This window comes from Mesorhizobium sp. M0663, assembly GCF_040320585.1.
Taxonomy (GTDB): domain Bacteria; phylum Pseudomonadota; class Alphaproteobacteria; order Rhizobiales; family Rhizobiaceae; genus Mesorhizobium.
The window spans coordinates 436,150-456,484 of sequence record NZ_JAMYPX010000002.1; the positions used below are offsets into that span (position 1 = coordinate 436,150).

The window sequence follows — 20,335 nt, forward strand, 5'->3', positions numbered from 1 at the left end:
TGCCATTATAATTCGAAATTACCGGAAGGATGGAAGACATGGAGATGATCGAAAAACTCCCCGTTGCGGTGATCGGCGCCGGGCCGGTCGGTCTGGCGGCAGCGGTCCACCTGATCGCGCGGGGCATTCCTGTCAAAGTCTACGAAGCCGGCAATGCGGTTGCATCCAATCTCAGGGATTGGGGCCATGTCCGTGTGTTCACGCCCTGGCGCTATTGCGTCGATCAGGCGGCCAGAAACCTGCTCGAGGCGCATGGCTGGCGGATGCCTGAGCCCGAGGCATTCCCAACCGCGGACGACCTCGTCGCGGATTATCTCGAGCCGCTGGCAACGCTTCCGCAATTGTCGCCGTCGATCGAAACCGGCGCCCGGGTCGTCGGCATTTCGCGCTGGGGCGCCGACAAGGTCTCGAGCAAGGAACGCGAGAACCGGCCGTTCATGCTGGCGGTCGAGACTGCCGATGGTACAAGACGCGACAGCGCACGTGCCGTCATCGATGCTTCGGGAACCTGGCAGATGCCGAACCCGCTCGTCGCCGGCGGAATTCCTGCAGAAGGCGAGGCCGAATTTGCCGACCGCATCGCCTACGGCATCCCCGATATTCTCGGCCGCGACCGCAGCCTTTATGCCGGCAATACGACGCTGGTCGCCGGCTCCGGCCATTCGGCCGCCAATGCGGTGCTGGATCTCGCCAGCCTGGCAAATGTGGAGGCCGGCACCGCTTTCATCTGGACAACGCGCGGCACCGACCTGGTGCGCATCTACGGTGGCGGTGATGCCGACCAATTGCCGGCACGCGGCGAACTCGGCGCCGAAGTGCGCGAACTCGCCGAGAGCGGCGGCGTCAGGCTGGTGACGGGCTTTGCGGCTGTTTCGATCCGCGATGCCAACGGCCGGCTGGTCGTCGAAGGCCAGACCAGGGACGGTTTGCAGGCGCTTGGCCCGGTCGACCGCATCATCGCCGCGACCGGACAACGCCCGGATCTGTCGCTGACCCGTGAGCTTCGGCTCGAGCTCGATCCATGGCTGGAAAGCGTCAAGGCACTGGGACCGTTGATCGATCCCAACGAGCACTCCTGCGGCGACGTGCCGCCGCACGGCCACCGTGAGCTCAGCCATCCAGAGGAAGGGTTCTACACAGTCGGCATCAAGAGCTATGGCCGCGCGCCGACCTTCCTGCTGCTGACCGGTTATGAGCAGGTCCGCTCGGTCGCGGCGGCGATCGCCGGAGACATGGTGGCGGCCGACAATGTCCAGCTCGTGCTGCCCGAGACCGGCGTCTGCACGGTGCCGCGGATCGGCGTGGCCGACAAGGGGTGCTGCGGCGGTCCGGCGCCGGCAGCGGTGGATGCGTGCTGTGTCGCCGACGCCAAGGCGAAGGCGGTCGGCAAAGGCGGCTGTGGCTGCAGCGTCGCGGCATGAGTCTTTCGCCGCCTTCGCCGGCCATCCTGCGCAGCCGCGGCGCGATCATCACCGCGCTTGGCCTGACGCAGATCATGGCGTGGGGTTCTTCCTACTATCTTCCCGCGGTCATCGCGCCGGCAGTCTCCTCCGATACCGGCTGGCCGCTGGCATGGGTTGTCGGCGGCCTGTCTCTTGGCTTGCTTGTGGCCGGATTGATCTCTCCGCGCGTCGGGTCGTCGATCGAGCGGCATGGCGGCCGCAATGTCCTGGCGTTCAGCGCCGGATGCATCGGGCTCGGCCAGATCGGGCTGGCTCTTGCCCCTAATCTTGCGGCCTATATCGCGGCTTGGCTGGTCATCGGCCTGGGCATGGGAGCGGGGCTCTACGATGCCGCTTTCGCAACGCTTGGCCGCCACTACGGCCACGGCGCGCGCTCCGCCATCACCATGCTGACGCTGTTCGGCGGCCTTGCGAGCACCATCTGCTGGCCGATCTCAGCCTTGCTGCTGGGGGAGGTCGGCTGGCGCGGCACCTGCCTGGTTTACGCCGCCTTTCAGCTGGTGATTGCGCTTCCGCTCTATCTGGTGATCCTGCCCCGGGAGCCGCCGCAACCGGCAGTCAAACCGGGAGTGAAGAAGGCGGCACCCATTCTCGACAACCAAGCCGATCCGTCGATCGTGATCGTTCTGGCCGCGACCCTGACACTCGCAGCGGTGATCTCGTCGACACTATCGGTGCATCTGCTCACAATCCTGCAAGGCAGCGGCATGGCGCTTGCCGCAGCCGTCGGGCTCGGCGTGCTGGTTGGTCCATCACAGGTGGCGGCCCGCGCGATCGAGATGATGATCGCGCGCTACCACCATCCGATTTTCACCAAGTTTGCCTCGGTTACGTTTGTGGCGATCGGCGTTTCGACGCTCTGGGCCGGCATGCCGATCATCCCGCTGGCGCTCGGCTTCTACGGCGCGGGCATCGGCCTCGAATCCATCGCCCGGGGAACGCTGCCGCTCGCGCTGTTCGGCTCGAACGGCTACGCGAGACTGATGGGCCGCCTCGCCATGCCGAGCCTGATCGCCCAGGCGGCGGCACCCTCGGCCGGAGCATTGCTGCTGGAGCGCTTCGGCCCGCACGGGACGTTGGCCGCGCTTTCTGGTCTAGCGCTGGCCAACGTCATCCTCGCATGCGGCTTGGGCTGGCGGATGCTCCGCCGGCGGCAATCGCAGGTTCAAACCCGATAGGATTTCGACCTGCGTTCAGCGCCTTCAACTGGAGAGCGGGAGATCTTCCAAGGGATCGACAAGGAAAGACGCGGCGATCAGATCGTCCGCATCGAGGCGCAGTGAGCCTGTGGCGCCGCCCATAATGGCGGCAACCTTTTGAAACGTCTTGATCTCATGCTCGGTAATCTGGGCACTTTGCATTCTGGATTTGAGGTCAGCGACGCGCAGCCCCAAACTGTGGGACATTCCGATTTTACGGTTCGACATGGTAAGATGCTCCTCCCCGGCCCATGTTTGTTTTGCCACCCGCCCTTATTCGTATTTCCTCCGCCTGCCTAAATATGAGGCATCGCGATACAGCGCCCGAACGCCCGATGCAAGGGAAGGTTCCGGCGCGCAGAGGTCACGAAATAATAATACGAAGGAAGTACGGCCGATGGTCCGGCCGGAGGTAGGACTTAGGTACGACGCCCCGCCGGACAGAGGGCTCCGGTGCCTTATCGGCTGGCGAGGACCATGCGGTTGCCTTCGCTGTCGCGAAACTCCGCCACCGTGCGCCCCGGCTGCCACGGCGCCTCATGCGCTTCAGTGATGATCTCGACGCCGCCCTTCTTCAGCGCCGCGATCATTGCTCCGACATTTTCGTCGACCAGCACCAATACCGGCTCCGCGCCGGGTGCGTCGTCGGCGCGCCTGACAAAATGCAGGTTCGTCACGGCATGCGGAAATGCCAGCTCGATCCAGCGCCAGCCGCCATCACCCATCTTCTGGTCGGCCATGACCTGGCAGGCGAGATGCCTGGTGTAGAACGCCTTGGCGCGGTCCTGCTCGAACACCGGAAGCTCGGCAAACTGGATATGCATGATCGTCTCTCCTGCTTGATGGCTGCCGCGCAGCCGCCCACGCGGGAAAGACGATGCGGGCAACCGAAAAGATTCTTCGGCACGGAGAATCTTTTCAGCGCAGCCGGTCGTCCTTCGTTCATACCAACCAGTCAGGAGACGATGATGAACTACGCGCTCATTCGATACGGTGTGAAGCAAGCCGACCTGGAAGATAACCGCGTGCTGGTCGAAAAAGTATTTGAAGCGCTGGGCGAGGCGGCACCGCCGACGGTGCGTTATCTCGTGCTCGAGCTGGACGACGGCTCGTTCGTCCATATCGTCGGCCAGGACGGCGATTCGTCGGCGCTGACCGGGCTTGCGGCCTTCAAGGCGTTTACGGAAAACCACGCCGAGCGCCGTTCGACCCCGGCATTGCGATCGCCTGTCAAAGTCATCGGCAATTACCGTATGCTGGCGGATCAGAAAGCCGGGTAGCGCCTGCCGTGCCGCTCGCGCAGAAAGGGGACGCTACGCCGAAAATGAACAGGGCGATTTTGGAGGCGATGCTCGTCGGGTTGCGGCCAAGGCTGCATCGCTACTGCGCGCGTATGGCCGGCTCGGTGATCGACGGCGAGGACATCGTCCAGGAGGTGCTGATCAAGGCGCTGCAGGCGATCGACGGCGGTGCGATCGTCGAACGGCCGGAGCAATGGCTGTTTCGCATCGCCCACAATGCCGCGCAGGATCATCTGCGGCGGCGCAATCGGGAAAGGTCGCGCATGACCGAGGCCGACATGAGCGTCATCGAGGATCCCTCCGGCAGCGCCGACAGCCGGCTCGCCGCCCAGACCGGCCTGCGCTCCTTCATGCAGCTTTCGGTGCCGCAGCGCAGCGCCGTGATCCTGGTCGACGTGCTCGGCCTCAGCCTGCATGAGACCTGCGAGGTGACCGGCACGACGCTCGCCGCCACCAAAGCCGCGCTGCATCGCGGGCGGGCGCAGCTCAAGCTGCTGGCGCTGCAGCCCGAACAGGCGCTTGCGCCGAGGCTCGACGCCGATGACGAGCGCCGGCTGCGGCGCTATGTCGACCTGTTCAACGCGCGCGACTTCGACGCGGTCAGGGCACTGATCGCCGAGGACGTGCGGCTCGACGTCGTCAACCGCGTCCGCCTGCGCGGCAAGACCGAGGTTTCGACCTATTTCGGCAATTACGACCGTATCAGCGACTGGACATTGTCGCTCGGCTTCGTCGACGGCCGGCCGGCGATCCTCATCCGCGACCCGCAGGCGGCCTACGGCGCCGTGCGCGGCTTCATGCTGGTCGAATGGAGGGACGATCAGGTCATCCAGATCCGCGATTTCCGCTATGCGCCCTGGTGCCTGGTCGACGCGGAGATCAGGGCCGTGGAGGGGTGAGGAGAGCGCTGGAAATAGTGCGAAATGGCGATCAGGCAGCCTCCTCCTGGGTGACCCAAACGCAATTGCCACATGGCAGCAAGTTCTTAGAGCGGTTCCGGTTCTCTTGGAACCGGTAACTCGCTCTAACTATCTGTTTTGCCGCATTTATGCGGACGCCAAATGACTCCATTTGGCGGCAAAATCCTCTAGCCGATACGCACGCGGCGCGTCACCTGGCCATTGCTCTCCCAGTATGTGTGTTTCTTGGCTATCAAGGGATCGTCCATCGCCGGTTGAATTTGTCCCGTGGTGCTGACCGCGCGCGAGGTTACGGTGTGTTCTCCAGGAGAGGGATTTGCCCAAGCCAGGGACCAGATTTTCCAAGCGTGTTCTGCCTCCTCACTGTGGTCAATGGTCGCTGGTGCCCAAGGCCCTTGATCGATTTGCACTTCGACCCGGTCGATCGGCGCCCCCCAGGCTGCTCCAACGATGCGGTAATCTGAGTCTTTCCGGGTAACCTTCGCAGGCGCGGACTTTATCAGCGCTCGCCCGACTGACGTCTCGGCCCATACGGTCTCACCGTTGTGGTCCTCCTCCCGGATGGTGACATAGTCACGGGCCATCAGAAGGCTCATGAACCGCGTATCGCGAACCTCGATGCGCTTTAGCCACTTGACGTTGGCGATCCCGTACCAGCCTGGCGCAATGAGCCGTACCGGGAAGCCATTGGGCGCTGGCAAGGCGGCTCCATTCATTTCATAGCAGAGGAGATTGTCGGGGTTCATCGCGTCGGCGAGCGACATGCTACGAGCGAAGTTCTGCTGCATCTTGACGTCGCGTATCGGGATCTCGCCTGTGTCGGTACCGAAAAAGACGACCTCGATGCCCTTCTCCAGAACGCCGGCTTCCTCAAGGATCGGGGCGAGCGGCGTTCCTGCCCAGCGAGCATTGCCGATGCCGCCGGTGAAAAAGGGAAACCCGTGATTGCCCGAGCATTCCACTGTGAAAACGACCTCCTGCCGCGGTCGCGCCCTGATGTCGGCGAGCGTTAGCTCCAGGGGCTTCTTGACCAGGCCTCCGATTTCCATCGACCATGTCTTCTCGTCGATCGTTGGTCGGTTGAAATGCGAGATGCTGAAGAACTTGTCGTTTGGCGTTATCCAGCTATCCAAATCCTCCCAGACAAGCTGCTTCTGGATACCCACCGGATCGGGATTTTCGGTCGGCTGATCCAGCCATCGAATAACTTCCTCGTTCGGCCGTGTTGGAAAAGCGTAAGCCCGGCGCGAGGTATAGAGAGCAGCAATTGCGGCAAGAGCCGCGCTTCCTTGAACAAGAAGTTCTCTGCGCTGAAAATCAGGCATGTTGTTTACCTCCCAGTTGATCCGGAAACGGGCTGCAACGTGCCTTAGGCCGTAGCCTGATCACGGATAGGCGACACAATGTGAGGTCTGCCCACCCGGAAGTGTCCGGGTGGGTCAGATAATCACCGACGCAAGTCAAGCATGTGAAGCGTTGCACGAAACGCTAGCTCGCGTTTCGCATGCTAAGAGTGCGCCTTTGAGAAGGAACTGTCCACAACTTGGACGGGACACGATGATGATTGCAGCATTCCATTCCGATTTCCGGTCCTGCCAAAATCGTTGCTGCTCGGATCGCTGCCGAACGCCCGCTTCTGGGTCATTTCCGGACCTTCGCGGGTTCTCGTCGAACCGGTGTTTCCTGCCGGCCCGTGGGTTGGCCGTGCGGCCGGCACCGCCCTGATCGCTTGGGGCGGCGCAACGCTTTTGGTCTGACGACCAGGGCCGCCTCGAATGTCGCATTTGCAGGTGGAGGGCGGGCCCGGGCGGCACATCAGAACCAATCTGCATAACGAGGTGGCCAGCAACCAGGCCGCCTGGCTTGGGCGCGGCAGATCATTCACACGTGAACCATTCGCCGACCGAGCGGGGACACCCTAATTGGTGGTGACTTGCGTCACCGCCACGCCGGTTATCCTGCCGTTCCCGGCTGTGTAGGTGAGCGTCTGCGTGACCGTGGCGTCCTTCTGGTCGGGAGACGAAGCAGGATAAGAGGCGGCGAAGCCGAAATGGCCGTAACGATCGGGCTTGGCGGCGCCAAATTTCGCGGCCACGTCGCTCAGCGGCGCTCCGACGCCGGGCGTGTCGAGTTCAATAGCTGTCAGGCTGGCAGGCGCGCCGGCGCATCCTTCCGGCACCTTGCCTTCCGGGTTCGGCTGCAGGGCGACGGACAGGACACCGTGGTCGGAGCCACCCATCTCGCCGGATACGAACCAGAAGATCGACGGCGATCCGCCGGCGTCGGGGCCGGCATAGCAAAGCCAGTGGCGTGAATCTCCGGCGTCACCTTCATCGTGCATCGCTCCGCCGAAGGCTTTTTCGACATCGGCAAGCGTGGTTTCCTCAAGCTTTATCTCCAGCGGCCCAGCCTTGACCTGCTTGAATAGCGGGCTGGCCAGCGGCGAGTTGATATCGCCCAGGGATGGAATCGCCCGGTCCGGGGTGAGCGGCTTGGCCAGCGTCGTTGCGTTGGTCACCAGTCCGGCAACGATGAGCGCGAAATATCCGGCGTTCTGTCCCATGCCGATCTCCTGTCGTTCGAGGTGAAGGCGGAAGGATTTGCGAGCGGGTGCTACCCTGTCTGGCTGATACCCAAACCGGTGCACGACCAACTGGTCCCAAGATAAATTCACAACGGCGCAGCCTTCAACGTCATTCCGGCGACTTGGCAACCAAAGTGTAATCGAGGCTCACAGTTCCTTCTCGGCCAGCTCGCGAAATGCGTCGGGAACCGACCGCTGTAGCCCGAGCGCGACGGAGGCGTAGCCGACCGCCTCCCAGCCGAAGCGGTCGCGGATCTTGTCGACGGCGCGATCCGCGGTCCAGCGCGCCGCGCCCTTGCTGGTGCCGGGGCGGCGGCGGTCGTCGTCAAGCCCGAGCGGCAGTTCCAGTTGCAGGCCGGCATGCTGCTCCAGATGCGATACGGCGATCGCCAGCAGCGAGATTGTCTTTTCGTGCGGATGGTCGATGAGCACCTTGCGCACCAGCGCCTCGGCGATCTCGGCCAGCATGGCGGTTGCCGAAATCGGCTGGTCGAGCGTGATCGAGCGCGTCACCGAGCGCAAATCGGCAAAGCGGACGCGAACCGTCACCGTGCGGCCGGGCCGGGATTTCGCCCGCAATCTTGTGGCGACCCTGTCGGCCAGATGCAGCAAAGCGGGCACGAAGACCTGCTCCTCGGCCGGTTTTCGGCCAAGCGCCGACTGCGCACCCGCCGAGCGCGCCCGGCGCTGCGTCTCGAGCTTGCGCGGATCGCGGTTCCACGCCAGCGCGTTGAGTTTCTCTCCCGCCGCCGGCCCGAGCAGGCGCTCAAGCGCCCCACCATTGGTCTTCGCCAGCTCGCCGATGGTGTTGACGCCGATGCCGGCCAGCCGCTGCCTGGTGACCGGGCCGACGCCCCACATCAGCTCGACCGGCAGGTGGTGCAGGAACTCCAGCTCGCGGCGCGGATCGACCATCACCAGCCCGTCCGGTTTTGCGACCTGTGACGCGATCTTGGCCAGATGCTTGGTGCGGGCTACGCCGACCGAGATCGGCAGGCCGAGCTCGGCCCGCACGCGGCGGCGGATCTTGCCGGCGATCTCGGCCGGCGAGCCGAACAAATGGGTGCAGCCGGCGACGTCGGCAAAGGCCTCGTCGATTGAAATCCGCTCGACCACCGGCGTGAAATCGCCGAGCACCTTGATTGCCGCATCGCCCAGCCGCTGATAGTCCTTGAAATGGCCGCCGACGAAGATGAGTTGCGGGCAGAGTTCCCGCGCCCGCCGTCCCGGCATACCGCCGCGCACGCCGAACGCCTTGGCTTCATAGGATGCGGCAAGCACTACCCCGCCGCCGACGGCAATCGGCTTGCCGCGCAAGGCCGGGTCGAGCAACTGTTCGACCGAGGCATAGAAGGCATCCAGATCCGCGTGGAGGATGTTGGCTTCCATCCGGCCCGTTCGCCCGCGGCGGTTCGAACGCCGCATTGTCTCGAGTTTTGATGAGAACATAAAGAGAACATTATGGGTGGATTGTCAAGCAGCGCGGACGACAGGTGAAGGGGCAATCGCTTCAGGTTGGCGCCGCCCCTCATCGCCCTGCCGGGCACTTCTCCCCGTATAGTGACGGGGAGAAGGACGCTTTCGTCGATGGCTTCGCCAATCACTAACGTTGCAGGAAAGTGCCGAGTTTGCGGACAGCCCCTTCTCCCCGTCGCTATACGGGGAGAAGGTGCCGGCAGGCGGATGAGGGGCAGCGCCGACTTCGGCAATCAGCCGAGCGCTACAGCGCCATCTTGTAGCCGAGATGACTGGCGGTGAAGCCGAGGCGCTCGTAAAAAGCGTGCGCCTCCCGTCGACCTTTGTCCGTGGTGAGCTGGACGAAGCTGCAATTGCGCGAACGGCATGTTTCAATCGCCCATTCGATCATCAGCTTGCCGAGGCCGCGCGAGCGCCATTGCCGGGCGACGCGAACGCCTTCGATCTGGCCGCGCCAGGCGCCTTTTCTCGAAATGCCTGGAAGGAAGCTGAGCTGCAGCGTTCCGACCACTTGCCCGGCGTTGACGGCGACGGCCAGCAACTGGTTGGGATCGGTATCGATTGCGCTAAAGGCATCGAGATAGGATGGCGCAAGCGGCGTGGACGGGTCTTCCCGGTCTGCGCCGAGCACATCGTCGGCAAGCATTGCAACGATCGCCGGCAGGTCGGGCGCCTGCGCGCGACGGAATTCGATCTCGCTCATCGCGCGGAGACATACGGCGCGGTGTCAGCGATCGCAATATCCGTTTTGACTTGCAAGGGAGGCCCGCGCGCCTTCAGGTGGCCTCGAGCGCCCAGAGGCGGTGGCCGTAGCGGCGGAAGAAGCGGGCGAACAGGCGCTGCTGTCTGGCACGGGCGAGGTCGGCGGCGCGCCTTTCCTGCCGCCAGCGCGGCATGTTGCGGAACATCGACAGGAAGCGGGTGGCATCCTCGAGTGCCTCCTCGGCCGACTGCGCCGGGCGGATCGCCGCCAGGAACAGAGCGCGGCTCGGCTTCATCCGGTCGATCGCCGCCTTGCGCTGGCGATGACCCTGGCGTGCCTTGCGGATGCCGTCCTGGCGGATGGCCGCGAAAGCGGCAAGCATGGCCGGGCTGTCGCCGCTATAGCCGCAAGCATGGGCGAACTGGGCTGGGTCCATCGTCATTCCCTTGCTGCCGGCCGGACGGAGCGGGCGAGGTTCTGTTGCTCGCGCCGATTCAAGCCTGCTCGAGATAAAAGCATAACTCAAATAATCGAACAAGTGAAACTTTCACGTTGATGTAAGCGGAACCGACTCGACTCCGCTCCAAAAACCGATAATGTTGCGAACAAAGCAGGAACAACGATGGGGATGACCATGGCATTGGCAGGCAAGGAAGCGACGATCGCCGATGTTGTCTCGATTGCCGTCGAATGCATCGACTGCGGCCGCAACAGGTGGTGGAAGCCGGCCGAGCTCAAGCGGCATGGGGTGAGGCCGGAGACGCCGCTGGCCGCACTTTCGGGGCGCCTGATCTGCAAGGCCTGTCGGGCCGACGGCCTGCCGGGCGCCGCCGTCTCGATCCAGGCCGCCTTCATCGACGACCGGCAACGGACCCGCGCCGAGGCGCGCCTGCTCAACGGTCGAGAGCTGCAGTCGAGGCGGGCTTGAGGGGGCGGGCGTGCTGCTCTTCCCTTCTCCCCTTGTGGGAGAAGGTGGCCGAGCGAAGCTCGGTCGGATGAGGGGTGTTGGACGGATCGCTACCTTGATGGCGTAAGTGCATAAAAATCGCTTCTACATTTCCTCCGCCGCGTTCCTTCCAGCACCCCTCATCCGGCTCGGCGCTGTGCGCCGATCCACCTTCTCCCACAAGGGGAGAAGGCAACAAGCCCTCAATACCCCAGCAATTCCTTGAGCGGGATGACGCGGAAGACGTTCTTGATGGCGTAGCGGTTGAAGGACAGCGTCTTGGGCGGGTTGTACTGTTCGACGATCAGCTCGGCGGCGGTGCGCTTGACCAGCTTCTTGATGAAAGCCTTGCCGTTTTGCTCGTTCTCCTCGGGCAGCGTCTCGATCACCACATGGTCGCCGGGCAACGCTTCGCGGCCGCCGCAATAGATCATCTCGCCGGGCTCGTAGCGCGGCACCATCGAATCGCTCAGCACGTGCAGCGCAAACACGTTGCGCAGATGCCGGATCCCCGGCGGCCGCTGGACATAGCCGGCCGGCTGGCCGTTGAAGGTGAAGTCGCCATCGTCGCCGCCGACGGCGGTGCCGAGAAGCTGGATGTCCATCGGCCCGGCGGGCAGGGGGCCGGAATCGGTGACGATCTCGGCATCGGCAACCGGCCCGGCATCTTCGAGGAAGACGACCTCGCCCTTGCCGAGCGCCACCGGGTCGACGCGCAGGAACGCGGCGGTCTTCAAAAGGTTCTCGGTCTTGGGCAGGTTGCGCCCGGTTTCCCAATTGCCGACGGCAGCGACATCGGTGTCGTTGTGCTCGGCAATGTGGCGCATCACCAGGCCGCGCTGCTTGCGCGCCCGGCGGATCGCCGCCCCGACCTTGATCGACAGTGCAGTTTTCACCATGGCTCCATCTGAGGCACAAGATTCGGTTTCGTCTATGCAAGAATCGCTTGCATTATGGTTTGAGTTATGCTCTTATGTGGTCATGCACAAGTCGCTCCGCCAGCTTTCGGTCCTCGAATCCGCCCTTCAGCGCCAAGGCGGCGGCCGAGGTAGTCATGTGCCAACCCTTTCCCCTTCGTCGCGGCTGTCCTCCTCCCCGGCCGGGACGATGCCCGAGGCTCGCGCCTCGGATCCGGCAGCGCAAGCGGCCGGAACGGCCGGAGCCGTTCCCCTCGCGGCTCCGGCCACGAATTACCTGCCGGCCGGCAATGCGGAAGCCGCGGTTTCCTGCATCCGCACCGAAGACGGCACGGTCATCGCCTTCGACGAGCGGACGGACAAGGCAGTGTCCGGCGCAACAAGGCAGGCGGCCGAGATGAAGCTCGATCGCAGCAGACCACGCGAAGGCTGACCGGCTTTCGAGCCTGAGGCCGGCGAAGCCGGCGCCGCACACAACCATTTTTGCAGGAAATGAAACATCATGGGCGCCCGCTATTCCGCCTCGGAACTGGAACAAATCGAGAACTGGCTGATGAGCGGGCTGTCGGCCGCGAAGATCGCCACCCGGTTGACCGCGCTGCGCGGCCGCCCGGCCTCGCGCGCGGCCATCATCGGCATCGTCCACCGCACCGCCCGTCTGCGCGCCATCGGCCTTGCCAGATCCAAAGGCTGGTGTGGCGGACGCTCTGGCGGCCGGCTCGGAAATTCGGCGCCTGAGCCATCAAGCACTGCTGATCAAGCGGAGTCGGCTCCGAAGGCCGAGCCACGCTGCCGCCCGGCAAGGCTGTCGGCCAGGCTGGCGCCGCCGGCCTGGCAGCCGGGTCCGACTCGGATCACCGGGTCAGATGGCGCGCCGCTCGAAATGCCGGCGCCGCGCCCGATCGCCGCCGGCGGTCGCCAGCCGCATTTCGTTGCCATGCGCTTCATCGATTGCCTGTTCGAGCGCTGCCGCGCGCCGCTCGACACGACGCCGCAGGAGGATGCGGAAAACGACGCCCCCGGCAGCCGCCCCGGTTTGGACATGCTGTGCTGCGGGCTGCGCACAAAGCCTTCGAAAAGCTACTGCGCCTATCACGCTGCGCGCTTCCTGCGCACGCTGCCGGCCGAAGCGATTTGAGCCCGCTGCAATGAGGCTGGAAGTTCGCCAGAGCCCGACGACCAAAACCTAGGAGGACCGAGCCGATGAGCACCAAAACCGCCCAAAAGGCCACAGCCAGGCCACCGCGATTGCCGAAAGGCGAGGCCGAGCAGGTGCGCATCCGCAAGGAGATCGGCCATGATTTCGCACTGAAGGACGACCGGTTCGGCCGCAAGCGGCTGGCGAAGGGGACGCAGGAGGGAGCGCGCCTCTATGAGGTCTCCAATGACGGCCACACAGCGACCGGCGGCATCGTGCGGGTGCGCAACGTCGACCCGCTGAGCGGCCTCACCTCGCTGTCGCGCCAGCAGCGCGAGGCGGGCATGCGCTACCGCCAGGATTTCCGCAACTCGTCCGAGGCAACCGCCAAGCCGATGGCTTGGGCCGAGCGCGTCGACGGCGGCCGTACCGGCAGCGGCGTCGCCGAACACATCCTGTCCGCCGGCCGCGACCATGCCGAGGCAACCAGGGCGCTTGTCCATTGGGAGATCGCCGGCATCGTGCAAAAGGTCTGCTGTGCCGACGCAACGGTCAAGAGCCTGGCCGAACAGGCCGGCGAGCCGCGCGACGTGGTGGTGAAACTACTCAAGATCGGGCTCGACATATTGGCCGTGCATTACGGCATGATGCTGATGCGCAAGCCGAGGTGAGAAGCCCCGCCGATCCGGCCGGCAATACCGGCCGGATCGATCCGTCAACGACGGCAGACACGGATTCTTTCGATAATCCGGTGGTGATGACGCCAGTGCTTGATGACTTCGGTGTGGCAGCGCCGGTGGTGGTACCGGTAGCGCGGCCTGTAGTCCTCGTCGTAGACATCATAGCGGTAACGGGGGACGTACTCATCGTCGTAATCGGAATATCGATGGTGGCGATAATAATAGTCGTCGTCATAGCCGTTGCCGATGCCGATCGTGACGCTGCCGCCGGCATTCGCCGGGCCGATCACGGAAGCCGCCGAGGCGATGGCGATCACCGAGGCAAGCAGGAGCTTCTTCATAGCTACCTCCTTCTTTAACGTCCCTCTAATAGAAAAACCCCCGAGGGGCAGCCTCGTTCCATAGATTGGCAAGATGTAAGGAACGGACGGGCCCGAAGTTTAGCGCCTGCTGGCGCGAAAACGCCGCTGGCTGCGCCGGGGTCGGATCGTCGACGCAGCGTGGCCGCTCCTCTCATCAAACAGCGGCAATCGCGCGTCAGTCCCGTCTTTTGCCGACGTCTGCCTACAGAACATGGCCCAATTCCAGCAAAACGAACGCGGTCGCACCCAGCACAGCGAGGGCGTAGGCCGCATAAAGAACAAGCAGCATTACCTCAAAGTCCCGGACGAAGCTTGTGGCAATCCTGGTCTCCTTAGGCTCCGCTTTCTCGATGCGGTCGGTTTCCAGTTGCTCCGTTGCCACAACGAGGCAGACAATCCTGTCGTTGTCGGCCGCCTGTAATATCCGTTCCGTCAAATCGACTGCAATCACTGGATCATCGGCCAACTGATCTCGCGATAGCCGGCTTTCAGTGACGGTCTGGATTTCACGCTTTCTCACGCACGCATAATTGCGTCGACTAAATTAGGTTCCACTAAAATAGATAGATTGCCTCGACCCGATCACGACGTGGTGAGGCGTGAGCCCAGCTGGGCGGTGAACTCCGCCTGAGGCCGCCATTTGCCGACCGTCGAGGCGAATCTCGATCGGCGCATCCTCCGATCAAAGGGCGCGGGCTTCTTTATAGGCTGCTACGGTGCGCCATTGCTGGTAGGTCGCAATGCCAAAGCCGCCAAACTCTCATATCGCGAACGCAGCGCCGACGTCTTCAGTGCCGACCGGTTATGACGAAGATCGCATGCTTACTTATATCCGGCTGCTCGACGCGTCGGCTGAAGGGACCGATTGGCGTGAGGTCGCCCGCATCGTTCTGCACATTGATCCGGAGCAGGAGCCGGAGAGGGCTTTCCGGGCGTGGGCGACACATCTGGCGCGTGCACGATGGATGACCAGGAAGCGGAACGAGTTGCGCCAATTGCATGATGAGTGGTGGGGGTGAGCACTATCTAAGCGGAACTGCCGTCTCGGTCTGGCCGTTGAGGGAGGAGGCCAACATGGAAAAGCGCCCAATGACTTCTTGGCGAGCTTTCGAGCTGTGCTGCCTTCTTGCAGTTCCGCTGTCGCTTATCCTTACGGTTTTCCTGGCGGGTCTTATCCTTAGCTGACCCCCGCATGGTTGCTTGCCGAGGGCTGGGTCGTGATCCGACAAGATCCGGAACCGTTACTTTACGTCCGCCGCCATCACATCCGAAAACAGCGCCCGCTCCACTGCCGGTTCCAGCGTTTCGGCGAAGGGCGTCGCCAAGTGGTGGCGGTCGCGGAAGGCTAGTTTGCCGTCGATGAAGACATGGCAGGTGGTCTGGTCGCAAAAGCGGTCGGTCATGTCGATGTAAGCAGCGTTCGGTGTCGAGCGCACGATATCGCGCTCGATGGTGGCGATGTCGTCGTTTGCCGCCATGATCCTCGGCGTGTCGCATGTCGCGGGCGTCTGGCCCCGCCACAGCGCCCGCGCCACGCATTTGTCGGCGTAGCTTGCATTGTAGGGAACGTCCCTGATGACCGCGACCTTGATGCCGGCCTGGCTGAAGGCTTGAAGCGTCCAGCTGAGGCCGGTCCGCCACTGCGCTTGCCAATCGGCGTGCTTCAACTCCTCGGGCGATTCTTTCATCACATTTCCGATCGAGAACTCCGAGATCACCACCAGTTGCGGGTGGAGCGCGATGATGTCCTTGACCGACTGCTCGCGCCATTGATCGCATTCGGTGTAGTCGCGCTTCAGCCGCCAGTTCCAGGTCGTCACCCGCGAAGCCCGGCAGGAGGATTTGAGAAAGGTGACGACGCGAAAATTGTTCTTCTCGGCCGCCTTGATCAGCGGCGTCGACCAATGGTCGGCATGCGAGTCGCCGAACAGCACGACCGAGCGCTGGGCATCCTTGCGGCCGAACATGCAGGGCTTCGGCTTGACGGTCTCGAAATCGAGCACGCAGCCGCCATTGGTCGCGCGCACGGTGGAGAGCTGGGCGGCGCTGTCGGCGATGACGTGCTGTTCGGGGCTGAGATTGTGCTCGGCAAAGCGCGCATTGCCATAGGCCGCGACCACGCCGGCGCCGGTCAGCGCGACGGCGGGCACCAGCGCCCGCGCTGCTCCGGCCATCAGCCAGCCGTTGCGGCGGATCGGGTTCTCGATGAAATGATAGGTGAACATCGATAGAAGCAGCGTCAGCGCCGCGCAGGCAAGGCGGTCCAGGATGGACAGGCTGGGAACCACCATCGCCGCATAGACGATGACCGGCCAGTGCCAGAGATAGAGCGAATAGGACAGCCGGCCCAACCATTGCATGGGCGGCAGCGCCAGCACGGCGCTCGGCAGATTGCGGCCGCCGCTGCCGCTGAGCAGCAGCAGCACGGTGCCGGCAACAGGCGCCAGCGCATTCACCCCGGGAAACGGCGAGTCTTCGTCCAGCATCAGATAGGCCCAGGCGATCAGTGCCAGACCGAGGCATGCCTGGAGCGTGGCCAGCAGCGGCCGGTCGCGCCAGATCTTTGCCGGCGCCATGGTCGCGAGGCCGCCGGCGGCGAATTCCCAGGCCCTGAGCGGCGAGAAATAGAACGCCCAGGGCTGCGACACTTCCGTCAGCCAGGCGCAGGCGGCGAAGGAGGCCGCGCCGGCGACGCCGATGACGATTATAGCGGCGCGCTTGCCGGGACGCAGCCAAGCGGCGGCGAGAAGCAGCGCCGGCCATGCCAAATAGAACTGTTCCTCGACCGAGAGCGACCAGAAGTGGATGAACGGGTTGTTGGTGGCGTCGGCGGCGAAATAGTCGAACGACCAGCGGATCAGCCAAAGGTTGATCATGTAGGCGGAGGCGAACATGGCGCCTTTCGAATAAAGCGCCTGTTCCTCCGGCGACAGGATGAAGTAACCCGTGAACAGCGTGGCGAGGATGACGAACAGTGCCGCCGGCAACAGGCGCCGGGCGCGCCGGGCGTAGAAGCGCCAGAGGTTCAGCCGCCCGGTCTCGGTGATTTCCGTAACCAGGTGACGGGTGATCAGATAGCCGGAGATGACGAAGAAGATGTCGACGCCGGCAAAGCCGCCGGGCAGGCCGGACAGACCAAAATGGAAGGCGATGACACCCGCCACCGCCAGCGCGCGCAGCCCTTCGATGTCAGGCCGAAATGATGCCGACACAATCACCTCATGCAAGGAATGCCCACCTCGCAGAGGCTCGACCCGATGCGACGATATTGCAATGCAACAAATCTAACGCAGTGCAACATAGGGGGAGGGCGCGGCTCCTCCAGTTCCTCGCGTGGGCGATTCACTCACATGAGCGATTCGAGAGCGACTGATATGGAAGCGAAGCGAAGGGTGCCGAGGCGATCACGCCTTTTTCAAAAACTCGGTCTTCAGCACCAGGCCCTTCACCTGCCTGGTGCTGCATTCGATCTCGCCGGGATTGCCGGTGAGGCGAATATTCTTCACCAGCGTGCCGCGCTTGATCGTCTCCGACGTGCCTTTGACCTTGAGATCCTTGATCAGGGTCACGGAGTCGCCCTCGTGCAGCGCCGTGCCATTGCTGTCTCTTATGATCGCGTCGGTCATGGCAGGTCTTTCGTGGGACTCCGGTGCGGAGGTGGTTGGCTCATTACCCGGCCTATCCCACGGTTGGCGGCGAGGTCAAGCGTGCCGGGGGCAGCGTGCCGGTAACCAAGCGTGCCGACCGCTAATGCCAGGCGGACGGCCGACCGGAAAACCCGGATTGTGAGCAGACTGGGACCCCCTGGGCGGTAGTGGCATTGCCGCTTCGCGACATGCGCTCCGGCCAAGCCATGCCAATGGCGCCACGGCAATCGAAGTCGTGGCCTTTTACGCGGATATTCCGGCACGAGTTCAAATAGATGAGCGCCCGCCCGTGCGGACAGGAAGGTCGCAGTGACAGACCTGCCCGCCCTTTCGCTTGGTGCGTTATTTCAATTGGCAACGATCACTTGTTGGCGCCACCGAGCTGGTTGGCCATCTTGCAGAAGTCGGCATGCATCGTGGCAATGCCTGCGTCGCTGCATTCCTTCAACATCATGGCTCGGTCGCTCGTGGACATGGCCATCCATGCCGCCTTGAATTCGGCTTCCGACTTCATGGTCTTCATGCCGGCGTCGGTGAAGAAGGGGTTCATTTTCTGCGGATCGTCGAGCGCCGAAGTGCCAGTGGCACCGGCGGCAAGCGCTGCGCCGGTCATCATCGAAAGCGCCATCGCGCCCATGCAAAGCGTCTTGATGTTCATGATCATTCCTCCTGAGCTGCTGCTTTGAGGTTGTCCATCAGCGATCTACGAAGGAACGGTGTTTTGACCCAAAAGTTCCACGTTCTGGCGCAGACATGGAACAGGATTGCCCGTGACGTCATTAATGCAAAAAATTCTACCATGACTGAATTTGCCGCGCTGCCGACCAGGGCAATCGGCGTCCAGCTGGGTGAGACGCTGCGAAGTTGCACGCCGGCTCAATATGCCCGATCATGGCGACGGCGGGGCGGAGGTATCAAGTGGCGGCAAATCGTCGAAACGACGCGCACCTGTCGGAGCCCCGGCGGGCGGGCATTGTTTCCGCGGCCAGGGCGCTTCCGCGCACATCGTTGCCCAGCGTAGCGTCGGTCGTGACGGCCGTCGCGGCGCTCTATTTCGGGCGCGAGGTCTTTCTGCCGATCGCAATCGCGCTGCTGCTTACCTTTGCGCTCGTGCCCATGGTGTCGGCACTCAAGCGAGCCGGCATTCCGCGTCTTCCTGCCGTGATCGCCAGTGTGCTCGGCGCATTCACGGTGCTGGCTCTGTTCTCCTTCATCGTCGCCACGCAGGTCAGTGAACTGGCGCAGAACATTCCGCTTTACCAGGCGAATATCCTGACCAAGGTCCGGTCGCTCAAGGAAACCGGCGTCGGCGGCGGCATCGTTTCCAGATTGAGCCGGGTGATCGAACGCGTCGGCCAGGAGCTCGACAGACCCGAGCCCGCACAACCCGCCGCCGATCAGCCTCCGCGGGAACCGATCCCGGTCGAAATCGTCGCGCGCGAACGACCGCTCGAGGTTCTCCAGAATCTGATCGGCCCGCTGCTGAGCCCGCTGGCATCGGCCGGACTGATCGTCGTGGTCGTCATATTCATGCTGCTCGAGCGGGAGGACCTGCGCGATCGCTTCATACGCCTCGTCGGCTATGGCGATCTGCATCGAACCACCGAGGCGCTGCAGGATGCCGGCAAGCGCGTCGGCCGCTATCTGCTCATGCAACTGGTCGTGAACATCGTCTATGCCGTCCCAATTGCAATCGGACTTTGGCTGCTGGGCATACCCAATCCATTGCTGTGGGGCTTGCTGGCGCTGGCGCTGCGCTTCGTTCCCTATATCGGCCCGGTCATAGCGACGCTGTTGCCTCTGTTCCTGGCGCTGGCCGTGGCGCCCGGCTGGTCGCTCGTGCTCTGGACTGCAGGGCTTTTCGTCGTGGTGGAACTGATCACCGGCAACGTGATCGAACCTTGGCTCTACGGCTCGCGCACCGGGCTGTCGCCATTGGCCATCATCGTTGCGGCGATCTTCTGGACCTGGCTTTGGGGGCCATTGGGCCTGGTTCTGTCGACGCCGCTCACGGTCTGCCTCGTCGTGCTCGGCCGCCATGTGCCGCAGTTCGAATTCCTCGACGTTCTGTTCGGCAACGAACCCGTGCTCGAACCGCACGCCCGGCTTTACCAGCGGCTGCTGGCCGGCGATCCCGAGGAAGCGACGGACCATGCCGAGGAGATGCTGGAGGAAGAATATCTGGTCGAGTTCTACGACAAGGTCGCGATTCCCGCACTTCTGCTCGGCGAGCAGGACCGGGTGCGTGGTGTGTTGAGCGATGAGCAAAGACAGCAGGTCGCGGGCAGCGCGCTGACGATGGTGGCGAACCTCGACGACAGCGCGCAGGAGGAGGCGGAAGCGGACGACACGGCCGCGGCCGAGGACCACGGCTCACGCGAGGACAAGCACGTTCAGGGGGAGGTTCAGGGCGAGGAAGACACCGAACTGCCGGATGGCACGGGCATGTCGGTGCTGTGCGCCGGAGGGCGCGGCGAACTCGACGACGCGGCTGCCGCCATGCTGGCGCAGGTGCTCGAAGTCCAGGGCGCTACGGTGTTGAGAGCGAGCTTCGCCGAGATGGAACCGGGGAGCATTCGCCGCCTTGAGCTCGACGCCGTCGATACTGTCGTCGTCGGATTTTTGAACCGGGATTCCGTCAAGCACGGGCGGTTCCTGGTCCGTCGGCTGAAACGCGCCAAACCAAGGTTGCGAGTGGGCATCGTCTTGTGGTCGGGAGCCGACAGCGACAACCAGGAGGCAGATGCCAGATTGGCCAACGAGATCAACGCCGATTTCGTCGCACATGGCATGGTAGGCGCGGTGCTCGGTGCGTTGTCCAGCGCTCCGCCGGTGGCGCTGAAGACCACCGCCAAACGCCGCATGCGCCGCCTGACGCCGGCGCGCAAGAAAGAGCCGCTCGCCGCGGCAAAATGAGCGCGGCGAAGACTGCGGCAGGTCGGGTTATTACCGCTTTCGCGAAAGTGGTAATAACGAAACGGATCAGGTTATCTTCGCAA

General features: G+C 63.6%; 23 protein-coding genes. 10 read left to right on the forward strand and 13 right to left on the reverse strand.

Annotated features, from left to right (window positions below; all coding sequences use genetic code 11):
* Nucleotides 1–44 precede the first annotated feature (44 nt).
* Together NKI54_RS05315 and NKI54_RS05320 are read left to right on the forward strand one after the other, a co-directional pair.
* Complete coding sequence (locus NKI54_RS05315; RefSeq protein WP_502898201.1) at nt 45–1,421, forward strand: FAD-dependent oxidoreductase; 1,377 nt, start codon at nt 45–47, stop codon at nt 1,419–1,421.
* Entirely contained in the window at nt 1,418–2,641 is a 1,224-nt protein-coding gene (locus NKI54_RS05320; protein WP_352690813.1) for an MFS transporter, read from the forward strand. Before NKI54_RS05315 ends, NKI54_RS05320 begins: the two co-directional genes overlap by 4 nt.
* A 24-nt stretch (nt 2,642–2,665) precedes the next feature.
* On the opposite strand, the gene NKI54_RS05325 is transcribed toward NKI54_RS05320, so the two are convergent.
* Both NKI54_RS05325 and NKI54_RS05330 read right to left on the reverse strand, forming a co-directional pair.
* A complete protein-coding gene (locus NKI54_RS05325) occupies nt 2,666–2,890 on the reverse strand; it encodes a hypothetical protein (RefSeq protein WP_352690814.1) in 225 nt (74 codons plus the stop codon).
* Between the two features lie 230 nt (nt 2,891–3,120).
* Nucleotides 3,121–3,486 carry a VOC family protein gene (locus tag NKI54_RS05330; RefSeq protein ID WP_352690815.1) on the reverse strand — a complete coding sequence of 122 codons (366 nt, stop codon included), beginning with the start codon at nt 3,484–3,486 and terminating at the stop codon, nt 3,121–3,123.
* Nucleotides 3,487–3,630: 144 nt separating this feature from the next.
* Here NKI54_RS05330 and NKI54_RS05335 point away from each other — a divergent pair, with 144 nt between their 5' ends.
* A complete protein-coding gene (locus tag NKI54_RS05335; protein WP_352690817.1) occupies nt 3,631–3,942 on the forward strand; it encodes a hypothetical protein in 312 nt (103 codons plus the stop codon).
* Between the two features lie 44 nt (nt 3,943–3,986).
* The gene (locus NKI54_RS05340) at nt 3,987–4,862 is read left to right on the forward strand and encodes a sigma-70 family RNA polymerase sigma factor (protein ID WP_352690818.1); all 876 of its coding nucleotides are present in this window, start codon (nt 3,987–3,989) and stop codon (nt 4,860–4,862) included.
* 188 nt (nt 4,863–5,050) lie between these two features.
* Here NKI54_RS05340 and NKI54_RS05345 read toward each other — a convergent pair whose 3' ends face one another.
* The 5 genes from NKI54_RS05345 to NKI54_RS05365 form a co-directional block, all read right to left on the reverse strand.
* Nucleotides 5,051–6,208, reverse strand: a complete 1,158-nt coding sequence (locus tag NKI54_RS05345; protein WP_352690819.1) for a sulfite oxidase — start codon at nt 6,206–6,208, stop codon at nt 5,051–5,053.
* 593 nt (nt 6,209–6,801) lie between these two features.
* Nucleotides 6,802–7,446 (reverse strand): hypothetical protein, encoded by a 645-nt coding sequence (locus NKI54_RS05350; protein WP_352690820.1) that lies wholly within the window; start codon nt 7,444–7,446, stop codon nt 6,802–6,804.
* 168 nt (nt 7,447–7,614) lie between these two features.
* Nucleotides 7,615–8,856, reverse strand: coding sequence for a DNA polymerase IV (gene dinB, locus NKI54_RS05355; protein WP_352690821.1), 1,242 nt, complete (start codon nt 8,854–8,856; stop codon nt 7,615–7,617).
* A gap of 331 nt (nt 8,857–9,187) precedes the next feature.
* Nucleotides 9,188–9,646, reverse strand: a complete 459-nt coding sequence (locus NKI54_RS05360; RefSeq protein WP_352569172.1) for a GNAT family N-acetyltransferase — start codon at nt 9,644–9,646, stop codon at nt 9,188–9,190.
* A 73-nt stretch (nt 9,647–9,719) separates the two neighbouring features.
* Nucleotides 9,720–10,088, reverse strand: a complete 369-nt coding sequence (locus tag NKI54_RS05365) for a hypothetical protein (protein ID WP_352690822.1) — start codon at nt 10,086–10,088, stop codon at nt 9,720–9,722.
* A gap of 180 nt (nt 10,089–10,268) precedes the next feature.
* Between NKI54_RS05365 and NKI54_RS05370 the strand changes: the two genes are divergently transcribed.
* On the forward strand, nt 10,269–10,574 hold the full coding sequence (locus tag NKI54_RS05370) for a hypothetical protein (RefSeq protein WP_352690823.1): 306 nt from the start codon (nt 10,269–10,271) through the stop codon (nt 10,572–10,574).
* A gap of 221 nt (nt 10,575–10,795) precedes the next feature.
* Here the strand turns inward: NKI54_RS05370 and NKI54_RS05375 are convergent, their stop codons facing one another.
* Nucleotides 10,796–11,491: an XRE family transcriptional regulator gene (locus tag NKI54_RS05375; RefSeq protein WP_023675652.1), complete on the reverse strand. Its 696-nt coding sequence runs from the start codon at nt 11,489–11,491 to the stop codon at nt 10,796–10,798.
* A gap of 208 nt (nt 11,492–11,699) precedes the next feature.
* Here NKI54_RS05375 and NKI54_RS05380 point away from each other — a divergent pair, with 208 nt between their 5' ends.
* The 3 genes from NKI54_RS05380 to NKI54_RS05390 all read left to right on the forward strand — a co-directional run bounded on the left by NKI54_RS05380 (nt 11,700) and on the right by NKI54_RS05390 (nt 13,318).
* Nucleotides 11,700–11,942, forward strand: coding sequence for a hypothetical protein (locus tag NKI54_RS05380; protein WP_352638088.1), 243 nt, complete (start codon nt 11,700–11,702; stop codon nt 11,940–11,942).
* A gap of 69 nt (nt 11,943–12,011) precedes the next feature.
* Nucleotides 12,012–12,647, forward strand: coding sequence for a high mobility group family protein (locus NKI54_RS05385; protein WP_352638089.1), 636 nt, complete (start codon nt 12,012–12,014; stop codon nt 12,645–12,647).
* Between the two features lie 65 nt (nt 12,648–12,712).
* The gene (locus NKI54_RS05390; RefSeq protein WP_352690824.1) at nt 12,713–13,318 is read left to right on the forward strand and encodes a DUF6456 domain-containing protein; all 606 of its coding nucleotides are present in this window, start codon (nt 12,713–12,715) and stop codon (nt 13,316–13,318) included.
* Between the two features lie 44 nt (nt 13,319–13,362).
* On the opposite strand, the gene NKI54_RS05395 is transcribed toward NKI54_RS05390, so the two are convergent.
* The gene (locus NKI54_RS05395) at nt 13,363–13,668 is read right to left on the reverse strand and encodes a hypothetical protein (RefSeq protein ID WP_023675656.1); all 306 of its coding nucleotides are present in this window, start codon (nt 13,666–13,668) and stop codon (nt 13,363–13,365) included.
* Between the two features lie 223 nt (nt 13,669–13,891).
* On the reverse strand, nt 13,892–14,155 hold the full coding sequence (locus tag NKI54_RS05400; protein WP_245274650.1) for a hypothetical protein: 264 nt from the start codon (nt 14,153–14,155) through the stop codon (nt 13,892–13,894).
* A 274-nt stretch (nt 14,156–14,429) separates the two neighbouring features.
* Here NKI54_RS05400 and NKI54_RS05405 point away from each other — a divergent pair, with 274 nt between their 5' ends.
* Nucleotides 14,430–14,708 (forward strand): hypothetical protein, encoded by a 279-nt coding sequence (locus NKI54_RS05405; RefSeq protein ID WP_352453505.1) that lies wholly within the window; start codon nt 14,430–14,432, stop codon nt 14,706–14,708.
* Nucleotides 14,709–14,930: 222 nt separating this feature from the next.
* Here the strand turns inward: NKI54_RS05405 and NKI54_RS05410 are convergent, their stop codons facing one another.
* The 3 genes from NKI54_RS05410 to NKI54_RS05420 form a co-directional block, all read right to left on the reverse strand.
* Nucleotides 14,931–16,901, reverse strand: coding sequence for an acyltransferase family protein (locus NKI54_RS05410; protein WP_352638091.1), 1,971 nt, complete (start codon nt 16,899–16,901; stop codon nt 14,931–14,933).
* Between the two features lie 192 nt (nt 16,902–17,093).
* The gene (locus tag NKI54_RS05415) at nt 17,094–17,315 is read right to left on the reverse strand and encodes an alkylphosphonate utilization protein (protein ID WP_023675660.1); all 222 of its coding nucleotides are present in this window, start codon (nt 17,313–17,315) and stop codon (nt 17,094–17,096) included.
* A gap of 382 nt (nt 17,316–17,697) precedes the next feature.
* Nucleotides 17,698–17,994, reverse strand: a complete 297-nt coding sequence (locus NKI54_RS05420) for a hypothetical protein (RefSeq protein WP_023675661.1) — start codon at nt 17,992–17,994, stop codon at nt 17,698–17,700.
* A gap of 260 nt (nt 17,995–18,254) precedes the next feature.
* Here NKI54_RS05420 and NKI54_RS05425 point away from each other — a divergent pair, with 260 nt between their 5' ends.
* Complete coding sequence (locus NKI54_RS05425) at nt 18,255–20,252, forward strand: AI-2E family transporter (RefSeq protein WP_352690825.1); 1,998 nt, start codon at nt 18,255–18,257, stop codon at nt 20,250–20,252.
* Nucleotides 20,253–20,335: the final 83 nt, after the last annotated feature.

Bases quoted from the DNA above. Each gene is read 5' to 3' on its own strand.
- dinB (WP_352690821.1), bottom strand. From the start codon at position 8,856: ATGGAAGCCAACATCCTCCACGCGGATCTGGATGCCTTCTATGCCTCG.
- NKI54_RS05325 (WP_352690814.1), bottom strand. From the start codon at position 2,890: ATGTCGAACCGTAAAATCGGAATGTCCCACAGTTTGGGGCTGCGCGTC.
- NKI54_RS05405 (WP_352453505.1), top strand. From the start codon at position 14,430: ATGCCAAAGCCGCCAAACTCTCATATCGCGAACGCAGCGCCGACGTCT.
- NKI54_RS05315 (WP_502898201.1), top strand. From the start codon at position 45: ATGATCGAAAAACTCCCCGTTGCGGTGATCGGCGCCGGGCCGGTCGGT.
- NKI54_RS05395 (WP_023675656.1), bottom strand. From the start codon at position 13,668: ATGAAGAAGCTCCTGCTTGCCTCGGTGATCGCCATCGCCTCGGCGGCT.
- NKI54_RS05375 (WP_023675652.1), bottom strand. From the start codon at position 11,491: ATGGTGAAAACTGCACTGTCGATCAAGGTCGGGGCGGCGATCCGCCGG.
- NKI54_RS05365 (WP_352690822.1), bottom strand. From the start codon at position 10,088: ATGACGATGGACCCAGCCCAGTTCGCCCATGCTTGCGGCTATAGCGGC.
- NKI54_RS05370 (WP_352690823.1), top strand. From the start codon at position 10,269: ATGGGGATGACCATGGCATTGGCAGGCAAGGAAGCGACGATCGCCGAT.
- NKI54_RS05340 (WP_352690818.1), top strand. From the start codon at position 3,987: ATGAACAGGGCGATTTTGGAGGCGATGCTCGTCGGGTTGCGGCCAAGG.
- NKI54_RS05330 (WP_352690815.1), bottom strand. From the start codon at position 3,486: ATGCATATCCAGTTTGCCGAGCTTCCGGTGTTCGAGCAGGACCGCGCC.
- NKI54_RS05335 (WP_352690817.1), top strand. From the start codon at position 3,631: ATGAACTACGCGCTCATTCGATACGGTGTGAAGCAAGCCGACCTGGAA.
- NKI54_RS05350 (WP_352690820.1), bottom strand. From the start codon at position 7,446: ATGGGACAGAACGCCGGATATTTCGCGCTCATCGTTGCCGGACTGGTG.
- NKI54_RS05420 (WP_023675661.1), bottom strand. From the start codon at position 17,994: ATGAACATCAAGACGCTTTGCATGGGCGCGATGGCGCTTTCGATGATG.
- NKI54_RS05360 (WP_352569172.1), bottom strand. From the start codon at position 9,646: ATGAGCGAGATCGAATTCCGTCGCGCGCAGGCGCCCGACCTGCCGGCG.
- NKI54_RS05415 (WP_023675660.1), bottom strand. From the start codon at position 17,315: ATGACCGACGCGATCATAAGAGACAGCAATGGCACGGCGCTGCACGAG.
- NKI54_RS05385 (WP_352638089.1), top strand. From the start codon at position 12,012: ATGGGCGCCCGCTATTCCGCCTCGGAACTGGAACAAATCGAGAACTGG.
- NKI54_RS05380 (WP_352638088.1), top strand. From the start codon at position 11,700: ATGCCCGAGGCTCGCGCCTCGGATCCGGCAGCGCAAGCGGCCGGAACG.
- NKI54_RS05390 (WP_352690824.1), top strand. From the start codon at position 12,713: ATGAGCACCAAAACCGCCCAAAAGGCCACAGCCAGGCCACCGCGATTG.
- NKI54_RS05345 (WP_352690819.1), bottom strand. From the start codon at position 6,208: ATGCCTGATTTTCAGCGCAGAGAACTTCTTGTTCAAGGAAGCGCGGCT.
- NKI54_RS05320 (WP_352690813.1), top strand. From the start codon at position 1,418: ATGAGTCTTTCGCCGCCTTCGCCGGCCATCCTGCGCAGCCGCGGCGCG.